Annotated in this window: 13 protein-coding genes; 5 read left to right on the top strand and 8 right to left on the bottom strand. The window is 64.1% G+C overall.

Features of this window, described 5'->3' with window-relative positions:
• Window positions 1–144 precede the first annotated feature (144 nt).
• From OO015_RS02615 to OO015_RS02625, 3 genes are read right to left on the bottom strand one after another with little or no spacing between them, the layout of a single operon-like run.
• A complete protein-coding gene (locus tag OO015_RS02615) occupies window positions 145–1,545 on the bottom strand; it encodes an NAD(P)(+) transhydrogenase (Re/Si-specific) subunit beta (protein WP_416236583.1) in 1,401 nt (466 codons plus the stop codon).
• Entirely contained in the window at window positions 1,545–1,898 is a 354-nt protein-coding gene (locus tag OO015_RS02620) for an NAD(P) transhydrogenase subunit alpha (protein ID WP_265939500.1), read from the bottom strand. The genes OO015_RS02615 and OO015_RS02620 overlap by 1 nt, the downstream gene beginning before the upstream one ends.
• Complete coding sequence (locus OO015_RS02625; RefSeq protein WP_265939501.1) at window positions 1,895–3,058, bottom strand: Re/Si-specific NAD(P)(+) transhydrogenase subunit alpha; 1,164 nt, start codon at window positions 3,056–3,058, stop codon at window positions 1,895–1,897. The genes OO015_RS02620 and OO015_RS02625 overlap by 4 nt, the downstream gene beginning before the upstream one ends.
• A gap of 354 nt (window positions 3,059–3,412) precedes the next feature.
• Between OO015_RS02625 and OO015_RS02630 the strand changes: the two genes are divergently transcribed.
• On the top strand, window positions 3,413–3,913 hold the full coding sequence (locus OO015_RS02630; protein WP_265939503.1) for a DUF4149 domain-containing protein: 501 nt from the start codon (window positions 3,413–3,415) through the stop codon (window positions 3,911–3,913).
• On the opposite strand, the gene OO015_RS02635 is transcribed toward OO015_RS02630, so the two are convergent.
• From OO015_RS02635 to OO015_RS02650, 4 genes are all read right to left on the bottom strand, one after another.
• Window positions 3,910–5,166 (bottom strand): LysM peptidoglycan-binding domain-containing protein, encoded by a 1,257-nt coding sequence (locus OO015_RS02635; protein ID WP_265939506.1) that lies wholly within the window; start codon window positions 5,164–5,166, stop codon window positions 3,910–3,912. The genes OO015_RS02630 and OO015_RS02635 overlap by 4 nt on opposite strands.
• Before the next feature lie 149 nt (window positions 5,167–5,315).
• Window positions 5,316–6,008 carry a ribose-5-phosphate isomerase RpiA gene (rpiA, locus tag OO015_RS02640; RefSeq protein WP_265939508.1) on the bottom strand — a complete coding sequence of 231 codons (693 nt, stop codon included), beginning with the start codon at window positions 6,006–6,008 and terminating at the stop codon, window positions 5,316–5,318.
• Between the two features lies 1 nt (window position 6,009).
• Window positions 6,010–6,972 carry a transketolase family protein gene (locus tag OO015_RS02645; RefSeq protein WP_265939509.1) on the bottom strand — a complete coding sequence of 321 codons (963 nt, stop codon included), beginning with the start codon at window positions 6,970–6,972 and terminating at the stop codon, window positions 6,010–6,012.
• Window positions 6,969–7,811: a transketolase gene (locus OO015_RS02650; RefSeq protein ID WP_265939511.1), complete on the bottom strand. Its 843-nt coding sequence runs from the start codon at window positions 7,809–7,811 to the stop codon at window positions 6,969–6,971. Before OO015_RS02650 ends, OO015_RS02645 begins: the two co-directional genes overlap by 4 nt.
• Before the next feature lie 385 nt (window positions 7,812–8,196).
• Here OO015_RS02650 and OO015_RS02655 point away from each other — a divergent pair, with 385 nt between their 5' ends.
• The 3 genes from OO015_RS02655 (at window position 8,197) to OO015_RS02665 (ending at window position 12,854) form a co-directional block, all read left to right on the top strand.
• Window positions 8,197–9,612 carry an SH3 domain-containing protein gene (locus OO015_RS02655; protein WP_265939513.1) on the top strand — a complete coding sequence of 472 codons (1,416 nt, stop codon included), beginning with the start codon at window positions 8,197–8,199 and terminating at the stop codon, window positions 9,610–9,612.
• 203 nt (window positions 9,613–9,815) lie between these two features.
• Window positions 9,816–10,820, top strand: a complete 1,005-nt coding sequence (locus OO015_RS02660) for a lysylphosphatidylglycerol synthase transmembrane domain-containing protein (RefSeq protein ID WP_265939515.1) — start codon at window positions 9,816–9,818, stop codon at window positions 10,818–10,820.
• 72 nt (window positions 10,821–10,892) lie between these two features.
• Complete coding sequence (locus OO015_RS02665; protein WP_265939517.1) at window positions 10,893–12,854, top strand: hypothetical protein; 1,962 nt, start codon at window positions 10,893–10,895, stop codon at window positions 12,852–12,854.
• Here OO015_RS02665 and OO015_RS02670 read toward each other — a convergent pair.
• Entirely contained in the window at window positions 12,851–13,243 is a 393-nt protein-coding gene (locus tag OO015_RS02670) for a hypothetical protein (RefSeq protein ID WP_265939519.1), read from the bottom strand. The genes OO015_RS02665 and OO015_RS02670 overlap by 4 nt on opposite strands.
• A gap of 216 nt (window positions 13,244–13,459) precedes the next feature.
• Here OO015_RS02670 and OO015_RS02675 point away from each other — a divergent pair, with 216 nt between their 5' ends.
• Entirely contained in the window at window positions 13,460–13,750 is a 291-nt protein-coding gene (locus tag OO015_RS02675) for a hypothetical protein (protein WP_265939522.1), read from the top strand.
• Window positions 13,751–13,807: the final 57 nt, after the last annotated feature.

Genomic DNA, 13,807 nt, shown 5'->3' on the forward strand with positions numbered 1-13,807 from the left:
CTCCTTTCACGTCGAGGCGCACCGGTCGCGACTCCGTTCCAGTCGAACGTCAGAACGAAGCACTACCAGCGTAGCGGTCACCCCGTCGAAAACGATACAGCGGCCCGGGCAGGAACCCGGGCCGCGCCTTTGGAGCGAGCAGCGTCACACCGCTTTCACCGCCTCGACGAGTCGCTTGAGCGTCTCCTTGGCATCACCGAAGAGCATGCGCGTCTGCGGCATGTGGAACAGCTCGTTTTCGACACCAGCGAAACCGGGACGCATGCTCCGCTTGAGCACGATCACGTTCTTGGCCTGGTCAGCGTTCAGGATCGGCATCCCGTACAGCGGACTCGAGGGATCGGTGCGGGCAGCCGGGTTGACGACGTCGTTCGCCCCCACGATCAGCGCCACGTCCGCGCGCTGGAACTCCTCGTTGATCTGCTCCATTTCGTACAGCTTGTCGTACGGGATATTCGCCTCAGCCAGCAGCACATTCATATGACCCGGCATGCGGCCAGCGACCGGGTGGATCGCGAACTTGACTTCGACGCCGCGCTTCTCGAGCTCGTTCGCCAGTTCCGCCAGCTCATGCTGCGCTTGCGCGACGGCGAGACCGTACCCCGGTACGATGATGACCAAGTTCGCATAAGCGAGCAGCACCGCGGTGTCCTCGACGGTGGTCTCGCGGATCGGCTTGGCCTCGCCGACTGCCGCGCCAGCGGCCCGCAGCCGATACGCCCCGAACAACACATTGGCGAGCGACCGGTTCATCGCCCGGCTCATCAAGATGGTCAGAAGCGAACCGGATGCACCGACCAACGCGCCAGCGACCACCAGAATCTGGTTTTCCAGCACGAATCCAGCTGCAGCCGCCGCGAGACCGGTCATCGAGTTCAACACCGAGATCACGACCGGCATGTCAGCGCCACCGACCGGCAAGACCAAGAGAATCCCGAAAAGGAGAGCCAGCCCGAACAAGATCCAGACCGACGCCGATGCGCCGCCGAGTCCCAGAAGCCAGACCCACATCGCGACGATGCCAGCGGCAACCGCGACATTGAGCGGGATCTGGAGCGGGAACCGGACAGGCCGTCCCGTCATCAGTTCCTGAAGCTTCAGGAACGCAATCACGCTACCGGTAAAGGCGATCGAACCGACCGTCGTCCCGAAGGCGACCGAGGCTCGCTCGCCTCCGCTCACCGCCCCACTCGCGACGAAACGCTGGAACTCGGCGACCGCAACGAGCGCAGCCGTCGCGCCCCCCATGCCGTTGAACAGCGCGACCATCTGGGGCATCGCCGTCATCGGCACGACACGGGCAAGGTAGATCGACCCCGCCGCACCGATCGCGGTACCGATCACGATCACGGCCACGTTCGCGAAGCGCCACTGCATATGCGGATCCAGCAGTGTGACCGCGACAGCCACCAGCAAGCCGAGCGCGATGAGCTGGTTACCCGAGCGCGCCGTCCGTGGCGTACTCAGGCGCTTGAGACCGAGAATGATGACGATGGCGCAGGCCAGATAGACGAGATCGATGACAGCATCGCGCACGTTCTCGATCATCGCTGCCCCACCACTTCCTTTTCACGCACGGCTGCAGGAGCCGCGCCGGGAACCTTCTCCGCCCCTCGCTCTTTCGTCTTGAACATCTCGAGCATGCGATCGGTCACGACGATGCCACCGAACAAGTTTCCAGCACCGAAGAGACAGCCGAGCAGGCCCAGCAGCAAGGTGAGCGGATCGTCAGCCGTTCCGGCCACGAGAATGCCGCCGAGAAGGACGATTCCGTGAATCGCATTGGTTCCCGACATGAGCGGCGTGTGCAGCAGGGTGGGGACACGCGAGATTACCTCGAAGCCGAGGAAAATCGTCAGCATGAGTACGTACAGACCGAGAAGCAATTCCTGATTCACCGCACTTCCTCCTTGAGGCGCTCCAACGTCGGTTCATGCAGGATCTGCTTGTCCTTGGTAAGGACGACACCACGCGTGATCTCGTCCTCGAAGTTCCAGACAAACTCCCCTTTGGGAGCGAGGTGCTCGAGCAGCGCGGCGACATTGCGCGCGTACATCTGGCTCGCCGTGTAGGCCATCTCGCTCGGCAAGTTGAGCGGCCCCATGATGGTGACACCGTGCCGAACCACCGTCTCGCCTGGCACGGTCAGCTCACAGTTTCCGCCCATCTCAGCGGCGAGGTCGACGATCACCGCGCGCGGTCGCATCTGCCGCACGGTCTCCTCACGGATCAAGAGGGGTGCCCGGCGGCCTGGAACCAGTGCTGTCGTGATGACCACATCGGCTTCGACGCAATGGTTGTGGATGAGTTCCTGCTCACGCCGGAGATGCTCTTCGGCGAGCTCTTTCGCGTACCCTCCGACTTCCTCCGTCGTCACACCGAGTTCGAGGAATTTGGCGCCGAGGCTCTCGACCTGCTCCTTGACCACTGGCCGCGTGTCGAACGCCTCGACGATCGCACCCAGTCGACGCGCCGTCGCGATCGCCTGCAGGCCGGCGACCCCGGCACCGAGCACCAGAACTTTCGCCGGGCGAATCGTCCCGGCTGCGGTCATCATCAGCGGGAAGAACTTGGGCAATTCGTTGGCTGCCAGCAAGACCGCCTTGTAGCCAGCCACCGTACTCATCGAGGAGAGCGCATCCATCGGCTGGGCACGCGTGATCCGCGGGATCGTATCCATGCTGACTGCGATCACCCCACGTGCAGCCAGCGCCGCGACCAACTCCGGCGCGATGAGGGGCTGGAGGAAACCGATCAGCACCTGTCCCTCGTGGAGCAACTCGAGTTCCTCAGGTAGCGGGCGTTGCACCTTGATGATCACGTCGGAACGACCGTACAGTTCCGCCACGTCGTCGAGGAGTGCTGCACCAGCTGCCTCGTACTCCTCGTCCGGGAACCCAGCCGCCAGCCCGGCCTCCCGCTCGACGACGACGCGGAAACCGAGACGACCGTACCGGCGTACCGTCTCTGGCGTCGCCGCCACCCGCCGCTCACGTGGCGCCCGTTCCCGCGGTACACCGAGCGTCCGCACCGGTGCTTCGCTACCTTGGTGCTGCACCGTCGCCGCCCCTTTCGTTTGGTTGTACGACTCCCTGCCGAACTGCTCTTCTGTTCCGCTGACTGACGGTATCTCCGCGGTAACTCTAGTCGCCGGCTACTCCCTCGGTCAAGCACCTTTCGGTCGAAACCGAAGAACCCTGAAGCTGGTCGCCGGATTCTGGCCCAGTCCGAACCAGCTGCTGTCAACGACCGCACGCCGGACGATCGAAGATCGAACAGCGCAACCCGAGTTTCGTCGCATGCCTTGCGGGCACTCTCCCGCCCAGCTAGCATAACGCACGAGTCGCATGCCGACATACCGTCTCGTCGGCTTGACTGTTCGCATGAATCGAGCGAGAGGAAGGCGAACGGAATGAGCGAGTGGCTCTGGGCGACGATCCGCTGGTTGCATCTCGTCGCGCTCAGTTTCTGGCTCGGTGGTCAGCTGTTCCTGGTCCTCGTCGTCCAGCCGGTTTTGCGCCTGACCGTTCCCGATCGCGCCCAGCGTCTTGCGTTGACGGCAACGCTCGGTCGCCGGTACTCGCCACTCGCGTGGGTCAGTTTGGGCATCATGATCGTGACGGGTCTCTTGCTCGGTACCCACCGCGGCGTGCAATGGACTGCGCTACTCAGCTGGAATCCAGGCTACGGGCGGACGCTCGCGATCAAAATGCTCTTGGTCGGGATCGTGCTCGTCTTGACGGTTCTGCATGGCCGTCTGATCGGCCCACGCCTGGCCGTGGCAGCTCGTGCACCGCACAACCCGCACGATCGCGGCTATCGACAGCTCGCTCGGTGGTCGCGGGTTGTCTCCAGCCTCAATCTCATGCTGACCCTCGTGATCGTCCTGCTCGCCGCTCGTCTGGTTCCCTAACCCCAGGGAGCCGGCTGAATGCGCAGCATCATGCCATCGAAATAGCCCCAGGAGCGCAGAAAATCGCTCCAGGCGAACGACCGGTATTGCCCGTCACCCGGATCGGCAACGTAGACGCGTTCAGCGTCATACCCATAGACAACCACGGCATGTTCCTGAGGTACGAGCACGAACCGCTCGCCATTCGCCTCTCCCACGAACCGTGGTTGGACCGAGGCCATGTTCGTCATCCAGACGACCACCGGGCGGCCAGCCTGGAGCTCCCGCTTGAGGACATCCGCATCGCCATGTGCGTACACGGCCTCGGCCCGGAAACCGTACCGTTCCAGCAGCGGTACGAGCGGCTCGGCATAGACGCCATAATCGTCGGTACTGCCGAACGCACCGTTCATGTCGCCGCGGAAGCCACGATGCGGATTCGGGTCGTACGGCATATTCTCGATGAACACCCACTCCGAAACCGGCCGTCCCCAGTATGCCGTCACCACACTCAGCGCTGCCGCCTCGCAGCTCAACGGGAGAGACTGCCGAGAGGCCGGTACTCCCTCCAAGCGGATCGCCGCGACAGGGGCGCTTGGCGGAATCACCAGAACTTGCCCGACGAGAAGCCGATCGGGATCCGTGAGGTTGTTCGCTTCGGCGAGCGCGCTGACTGCGACACCGAAACGGTTGGCGATCGCTGTCAGCGTATCACCCGGTTGGACGACGTAGCGCTGGGGTCCGAGTGCTTCCCACGACGCGAGTGCTCCGCGCGGGACGACGAGCGCTTGGCCCACGTAGATTCGGTGTGGATCGGTCAGCCGGTTGGCTGCCACGAGCGCCTCGACTGTGACACCGTAGTGTCGAGCGATGGCAGTCAGCGTCTCCCCCGGCTGGACATGATGCACGACCGCGTCCTGCGCACGCTCCGGAATGACGAGCCGCATACCGGCGAAAATCACGTCAGGGTCCGCGAGTCCATTCGCCCGCACCAGTGCCTCGACTGGAACACCGTAGCGTGCCGCGATACCGCTCATCGTTTCTCCTGCATGCACCACGTGCATCGTCTCGGCCGCGGCGCGTTGGGCAGTCATGACGGTTGCCGCTGCAGCCAGAACACCGATCGCGAGCGTACGCCGAACACGTCGCTCATGACCTGGCAAGCCACGGCCGAACCGACGCGGTGGCCCCGGGTCGGGCACTACGACGAGCTCCAGTTGCTGCCGCCGTCGTAGTCGCTCACGCGCGGCATACCGTTCCACCAGGCTCCCCATGCCTCAGCCCCTCCAGCGAGCACGCCCCTCGTGTGTACGTACACTATACCCGATCCTGGACGGGGAGCCAAGGGGGTGTACGGACACGCTCCCGGTGCAGCGTCGCAGTGCGGTTCTCTTCCTGCGCGCCACGCTCGACGCGAGGCGCCCTATTTGGAGGCAGCGGAGAGCAATCGTACTGCGCTCGGTGAACCGACGACGACGAGATCTGCGAGATCCAGGAACAACCCATGGTCGACGACACCGGGCAGTCGCTTCACCGCCTCGGCGAGCTGCTGCGGTTCAGCGATCGGCCCGAACCACGCGTCGAGAATCACGTTCCCGTTGTCCGACCGAAATGGTCGGCCGTCTTCGCGACGACGCAATACGACGTGCCCACCCATCTCCTCCAACCAGCGCGCGCACCAGCTCCAGCCGAACGGGACAACTTCGACTGGGACCGGATGCCGGGTACCGAGCTGCGGGACGAGTTTCGTCTCGTCGACGACGATCACGACACGGGCCGCGAGCCGTGCCACCAGTTTCTCGCGCACCAACGCGCCACCGCGCCCTTTGAGGAGGGCCAGCGACCGCTCTTCGACCTCATCGGCCCCGTCGATCGCGAGGTCGATCCGTTCGACCTCCTCTGGCTCACGGAGCTCGAGCCCGACGCGCCGAGCCAGCCGTGCCGTACGCCGCGAAGTCGCCACGGTAACGATACGGAGCCCCGACCGTACTCGCTCCGCGAGCGCTCGAACGGCCAGTTCCGCGGTCGATCCGGATCCCAGCCCGACGGTCATCCCGGGCTCGACGAGCGATGCGGCATACCGTGCTGCCTGCTCTTTGCTCCGCTGCGCCCGCATGTCATTGCCGCTCCAGGAGAGCGAGCGCAGCCGCGACGATCCGCTGGCTGGTCAACCCATACTTTTCCAGGAGATCCTCCGGTGCACCCGACTCCGCATAGGTATCGTCGAGATCCACGAACGCCATGGGACACGGCTGCCGCTCGGCTACAGTCATCGCGACCACGCTTCCCAGACCGCCGAAATGCAGGTGCTCCTCGGCCACGACGATGCCGCGTGTTTCACGGGCAGCAGCGACGACGGCCTCCACGTCGAGCGGTCGCACCGTCGCCATGTCGATCACCCGCGCGCTGATTCCCCGCGCTGCCAGTTCCTCCGCTGCGTCGAGCGTCGCGGCGACCATCAAGCCGTTCGCCATGAGCGTGACATCGCTCCCGTCGCGTAGCCGGAAAGCTCGACCGATCACGAACTCGACATCGGGTTCGTAGATCACTGGTACCGGAGGCCTGCCGAGTCGCAGATAGGTCGGTCCCTCCCATTCCAACATCGCCCGTGTCGCTGCTCGCGTCGCGTGCTCGTCGGCTGGAACGAGTACCGCTACTCCCGGCAAGGCGAGCGCGAGAGCGACATCCTCGATACCCATCTGAGACGGCCCGTCTTCGCCGATGCTAATGCCAGCGTGGCTACCGACCAGCTTCACATTGAGATGGGGGAAAGCGACGCTCATCCGGATTTGGTCGAACGCGTTGCAGAGCAGAAAGCACGCGAAACTCGCTGCGACGACCCGCTTGCCGCTCGCTGCCAGCCCCGAGGCCACCCCGACGAGATTCGACTCAGCGATTCCGACATTGAAGAACCGTTCGGGAAACGCGTGTGCGAAGTACTCGGTCCGCGTCGAATTGCTCACGTCACCGTCGACGACAACGAGGTCGGGGTAGACATGCCCAAGATCGCGCAGCGCTTCCCCGAACGCATCGCGTGTCGCTTTCCCCATGCGTAAACCTGCTCGCGTGCCCAGATTCATGCCAGCTCCTCCAGTGCTGCTTGGAGACGATCACGGGGTACGGCTCGGCCGTGCCAGGTGAAATCGCGTTCGAGAAACGACACCCCCTTGCCCTTCACCGTATGGGCGATGATGCAGGCGGGCCCATCACGGTAGGCTTTCGCGAAACGGAGCACCTCATGCACAGCGGCGAGGTCATGGCCGTTCACCTCGCTCACGTGCCAACCGAACGCTCGCCATTTCTCGACATAGGCCCGCGGATCGGTTACGGCCGAGACCGGACTGGTTTGCTGATAGCCGTTGTGATCGACGATGGCGACGAGGTTGTGCACACGCCACTGCGCAGCAGCCATCGCCGCTTCCCACACTTGCCCTTCCTCGATCTCACCGTCACCCAGCAGGACGAAGACATGGTAGTCTCGACCGTCCAACCGGGCTGCGAGCGCATGACCGAGACCGATCGAGAGCCCCTGCCCCAGGCTTCCTGTCGAGGCCTCCACCCCCGGCAGCCGCCGCATGTTCGGGTGTCCCTCCAGCGGGCTGCCGATCCGACGCAAGGTCCGCAAGAGATCTTTCGGGAAGTATCCTGCCTCGGCGAGTACGGCATAGAGAATCGGTGCAGCATGCCCCTTCGAGAGAATGAAGCGGTCGCGGTCCGGCCATGAGGGTTGCGCCGGATCGTAGCGGAGAATACCCCCGAAGTACAGCGCGACCATGATCTCGACGGCAGACATGGAGCTGGTCGGGTGCCCGGATCCAGCCTCGCTCGTCATCATCAACACTTCTCGGCGGAGTTCTTGCGCGAGCGCTTCGAGGCGTTCCAATTCAGCTGGTGCGAGTCCTCGTTCCCGTCCCGTCACAGGTCCCTCCTGCTCGCTCGGCTCCACACACGGACGATTGTAGCCGCACGCGCATCGCAGAGGATCGCCCATCGCTCCGGAATCGCGCTCACTGTTCGAGCACCTGCTGCGCTCTCGCAGCACCTGAAACCGAGTAGCCATGCATGGGACGAATCGACCCTGGCTGTTCGTCATTTCACAACGATACAGTTGTGCGATGCTACTGAGACGGTCACGGACGCAGAGGAGCCGCATGAGTTCATCATCGCGAGATCCAAGAGGGCGAAGAGATTCCGAGATCCGAGCGTGACGTACCGGGCTTGCTCTCTGCGAACTGTTCTGCTAGATTGGGAACGACCATCGGAGGGCGCGTTCGAACGCGGAATCGAAAGGAGTACGCGAACGAATGCGAGTTTTCGTCCGAGGCTGTGCGATCCTCGCTCTCCTGCTCGCGCTCCTCTCACCGACAGCGGTGCAGGCGGAGACGGCGGTTCCCGTCGGAGGAGCGGCTGTGGTCGCGGGGACCAACGGTGACGGCCTCAACCTCAGGTCGGGGCCAGGATACGATCACTCCGTCCTGACCGTGATCCCAGAAGGCTCCTCCGTGCAAGTCGTCGGCGGCCCCGAGCAGGATCGCGACGGCAACCACTGGTGGAACGTTCAGTGGGCTGGTCTGACCGGCTGGGCCTTGGCCGACTACCTGCGACCAGCCGGTGGGGAGACCGGTTCCTCGGCGAGTTTGCAGATGCGTGCGACCTTCCGGATCTACGCCCACCGGCTCGGTCTGGTGGGCCAACGCACTGCGAACGGTCACGTGATCCAGCCCAACGATTCCTTCGTCACCCTGCCCTGCTCGTGTGCACTCTCGAGTAACGGCGGTACCGAGTTTCAGGTCCTCGTCGAGTACCGCGGCCGCAGTCTGGTTCTCCCGGTCTGGGACGTCGGCCCGTGGAACGTGGACGACGACTACTGGAATCCACCTGAGGTCCGAAAGTGGAAAGGGCTCCCCCAGGGCGTACCAGCTGCCCAAGCTGCCTACTTCGACGGGTACAACGACGGCAAGGACGGCTGGGGCCGGAAGGTCCGCAGTCCGGCCGGTATGGACATTGCCGACGGTGCGTTCGCCGCGTTGGGGATGACGCAATCGGACTGGGTCACGGTGACCTTCCTGTGGCTCGTGAAGGACCCGCCCGCTACCCTCCCCACTGCACCGGGGGGATACGAGGGCATTCCGACTGTGCGACCCGGCGAGCGGCCTCCGCTGGATCCGACCCAGCCGCGCGATCCGGCACGCTACGCCTACTTTCCCGAAACCGGGCATAACATGCCGCTCTTTCTGCTGTCGGCCTGGCAGCGTGGTGGTTGGGAACGCTACGGTCTTCCGGTCAGCGAGTTCTTCCGCGAGATTCAGGTCGACGGCTCGGTTCGTTTCGTGCAGTATTTCGAGCGCGCCGTTCTCGTCTATGACCCCAACACCGGTGACGTCGATCGCGTTCGGATCGGCTATTACGCTGCTGCCCCAGCATCGGCCTGGCGACCGATCGACCCGTTTCCTGATTCGGACGAACGTTGGTTCTTCGAAGAAACCGGGCACTCCTTGAGCCACGGCTTCAAAGCCTACTGGCAAGCCAATGGCGGGCGCGACACCTTCGGTCTGCCCATCACGGAGGAATTTCGTGTCGATTTGCCGGACGGACGCTGGTACGTCGCCCAGCTGTTCGAGTATGCTCGGCTGGAGTGGTGGCCCGGTCGCATCGGTCAACCGGACGAAATCACCCGTGGTCGTATCGTCGCCGACCTGATCGCTGCGAGCGGCTGGTGAGACGCGAATCGTACTCCCGCCACTGTCGGGATTGCCGGACGCGACCGATTCTTGTAGACTGAGGGCGTAGTCCTTCGCCTCGGGCTCACGATACCGTCTTCACTGTTCCGGACTCGGCTGCAACTCCTCGGGATGCCCAGGCGGACGACGCCGCGCGGAGAGCGTCGCCCCAGCGGGGGTGTACTGGCTTCGTGGAGCTTTCGATGCGACGTGTCGTGATCGTCACCATTGTCGCGCTCGGTTGCGGGATCGCGTTCTGGAGCTTCGCTGATCCGAGTCTGATCACTGCGACGCTCGATGGTCTTTCGGTCGAGATCGTCCTCGCCCTCCTCGCACTCTTGGGTGTCAACGAACTCGTCAAAGGTCTGCGCTGGGCCTGGTATCTGCGGGCAGCTCAGCTCCCGATCCGTGTCGTGGATGGTCTCACGAGCTACCTGGCATCGCAGGCGGCCTGTTCCCTCCCTGGCGGAGCCTTGCTCTCCGCTCGCCTCGCCGAGGAACACGGTGGCGGGAGGATTCGCCTGCGCCACACCACACCCCCGCTGCTGGTGCAGGGGTTCGGTGATCTCTTTGCCGTCTCGCTTCTCGCGCTCGGGGGCATTGTCCTCACCGGACAAGCCTCGTACCAGCTCGCCGCTCCTGCCGCCGGAGGAGCGATCGTGCTCCTGTTCGTCACTGGTGCACGGAGCGATCGTTTCGGTACAGCCCTGACCGGTCTGCTCGAGCGTTCTCGTTACACTCGTCGCCTCGTTCCCGCCGAGCGAGATGCCCGGATGACGCTCGCGACCCTCTGTACCCCGCGGGCGCTCGCTCCTGGAGTGCTCGCCAGCCTCGTCTCCTCGCTCGTTATCGCGGCCATCCTCGTCGTGCTGGCTGAAGCACTGACACTGCGTGGTCTGCACCTGCACGAAGCAATCTATGTCCATGGCATGACGATGCTCGCGCACTTTTTGGTGCCGATCCCGAACGGGTTCGGTACCAACGAACTGAGCGTTATCGGCCTTCTGAACATCGTCGGCATTGGATTCGGGCGAGCCACCGCCATCGCGGTCACGTACCGTGCCTTCGGTCTGGCCTTCCGTACGGTCATCGGTCTCGCAGTCCTCCTCATCCGGTACCACCGTATCCTTTTCGCGCTGCGGCGCCCGATGCTCCCACAGACTCCGCCAGCACTCCAGCTCGAACTCGCAGCCGAGCGGCGGGAATGAGGCCGGTTCGATTCGTAGCGCTCGTGCACGTCGTGCTACGCTCGTTCCACGACGTGCGAGGTGCGGTCGACCATGCGTCCCTTGATCGTCGTGTTGCACGAGCGGTCGGAACGGGTACTCGCGGGCGCCGCGCGGTTCTGGGACCTTCCCAACGCAGGAGATGCAGCCGAACTCGTCGGGATTCTCTATCCGATCCTGACCGATGCCTGGCAACTCGCGCTCGGTATCGAGCGTATCGGACCCCTCGCCCACCCCATCCTGACGACGCTGGCACATCACCGAACGCCCCTCGATCCGGATACGCTCGCTGGGGTACTCGGCGCGGATGAGTCGTCTGTTCTCGCCACAGCCCGCCAACTGTACATCGCTGGCATTCTGGCGTCGGAATCCTCGGAGCATGGCATACGACTGTTCCTCGCGAACGAACTGATTCGCCTGGTGCTTCGCCTCGAGCATGAGCGAAGCGAGCCACTGCCGTCCGATACACCGCTCTCGACGCTGCTCGAGCGCCTGACCGACCATGAGCTTCTGGAGCTGGCCGAACGGTACGGCATGCCGGTCGTCCCGACAGTGACCACGCGGCAGGAAGCCCTCACCTTCTTGCTGACCCGCATGAGTCGCCCGGACGTTCTGAGCGGAGTGCGAGGACAACTCTCCCCGTCTGCTCAGGTTCTCCTCCACACGCTCCTCCAGGAACGACACCCCGTTCCTCTTCAAGAACTCGTGGAACGGTCACGCGGATCATTCGCCGAACTCCGGTCGACCGTGAGCGAACTCGCTCGGTGGGGATGGATCTGGCGCACTGCATTCCGGGACAAGCTCGCTATCCTCCTGCCGAGCATGCTCACGACACCACAAGACACACGAGATCTTCGACCTGCACCCGTCTCCGACGCGGTCGAGCCGCTTCCGGCAACAGCACCGCCAGCGACGCTGGCTGATCTCCTGCTCCTGCTCGCCCGCTCGCTCGCGTACCGGTCGGGGCCGATGCAGGCGGAAACGAGCGTGACACCGTCGCCCAGCCGGGCCACTTCGTGGTACTGGATCGATCCGCTTGACCGAGAAGCGTATATCGCGTATCTCGAGCGCGCCGCGCGCTCCCTCAGCTTGCTGCGTGCCGACGGAACCGTCGATCTGCCACGCTTGCGTAGTTGGCTGCAGCTGGGTTTCGCCGAGCAAGCTCGCCGCCTGCTCCGAATCTGGCGATCGGTGCCAGATCCCCGGGAGCGCGCGAGGAGACATCGTGTACTCGAACGACTCCAAGCGCTCGAGAAGAATACCTGGTACGAGTGGTCGAGCCTGGACAGCGAGCACCCTCTCGTCACTGATCGTTCTCTCGATCGTCTGGCGCAGGAATTGGCCTGGCTCGGACTGATCTCTCTCGGCTGGACACGTGCGCGAAGCCTTGTCATCCGGACGACACCCTGGATCACCTGGATCCTCGGCCAGGGCGACGAGACACCACCACTACGGTTCCCGCTGCACCTGCGGCTTACCGGCTATCCCGAGGTGACTTTGGAACGTCCGTCTCCGTTTGCGGTCTGGTTGGCAGCACGGCTCGGTGAGCCGTTGCCGCTCGGATCGGGTATCGCCTGGCACCTGACTCCCGAGCGTATCGCGCACTATGTGCTGCAATCCGCGCAATTGGATGGTACCCCGCCTGAACCGGAGAAACTGGCCCGCGCTATTCTCCGACACTTCGAGCAGGCGACCGATCGCTCCCTCCCACCCGGCTGGCCCGAGAGCTTCGTCGCGCTCTTCACCCAGAGTCACCCTGCAGTCGTACATCACGCGGTCGTCATCGCGTTCAGCAGCCAAACGGACCGCGATCGAGCTCGGGATGTGCTGGAGCGTGCACACTGGACAGTATTTCCGATCGGATCCCGCGAACTCGTCGTCACACGATGCGAACCCGAACGGCGATCGCAACTCGTCACGACCCTGCGCCGCGCTGGCTTCGTCGTCGATTGGTCCGGCTCGACACGGGCACGGGCCAAAAGGAAACGAACGAGCACGCAGCAGCGACCGCTCTAGTGTTTCTCTCCCTTTTCTTCCGTTGTCTGCGCAGCACGCTCGGCGCGAATGAACACCAGCGCCTGTGCCAGGGCCGCTGCCGGGTCGCCCGCGACGACGTTGGCGAGTGTTCGTCCCTGTTCGTCGAAGGCGACGCACGCGTACTCGCCCGAGCTGTAGTCGAGTACGAATGCCGCGCACTCCCGTGACAGATCCGTCAGCAAGCGCTCCAACCGTGGCACGACGACTTCTGCATTCCCGACAACGACCGGCTCCGTCACCACTCGAGCTGCCTGCGGCAACGCACCGCGTGCGACGACCCAGTCACCCGGTTCGGCACGACGATCGCTCGTGAGCCAGCGAGCGAAGCGCTGGCAGAGCGTGACATAGGCTTCACTCGGTCCCGACACCGCATCGCTCCCTTCACGTACCCGACTGTCCGACATCGTGCCCATTTCCCCTTGACACAGGATGCCGTGCCGAGCATCCTACGTGTGGTTGTGAAGGCGCTCACAGAAGGAGCGCCGCGCGCCACCCGCCCGTGACGGGAGAGCCAGGGGCGTCACGGTGCGACGGACGGGAAGGGATGGGCCGAGCTCCCCGCTCGGTGTCGTGGAGGAATGGAGATGACACCGGCAAATGTCACCCCCGCGCAGTGGGAACAGATCCACCAGGCACTGATCTGGTTCTGGGCATTCCTCGCCTGTGTCGTCGCCTTCGCGGCGAATATGCTCGTCGCGTACGCCATTATCCCGTCGCTCGTCTCGACGCGTGATCTTCCCGCGAAGGTCAGCGCGATTCGCCCGATCCTCTTCGTGCTCGCTGCCGTCTTCCTGCTCGCTGCCCTCTATGCCTTCGTTAATATCGTGAACGGCATCCAGGTGCTCTACGAGATCTGGCCGCGTCGCTGGATCTAAGCCCGGGAATACCGAGCGCTCGGCGTGCGGGAGCAGGGAAAGGGAACGGAGTTCGGG

Origin of the sequence: Thermomicrobium sp. 4228-Ro, assembly GCF_026241205.1 — a bacterium.
Lineage (GTDB): Bacteria > Chloroflexota > Chloroflexia > Thermomicrobiales > Thermomicrobiaceae > Thermomicrobium.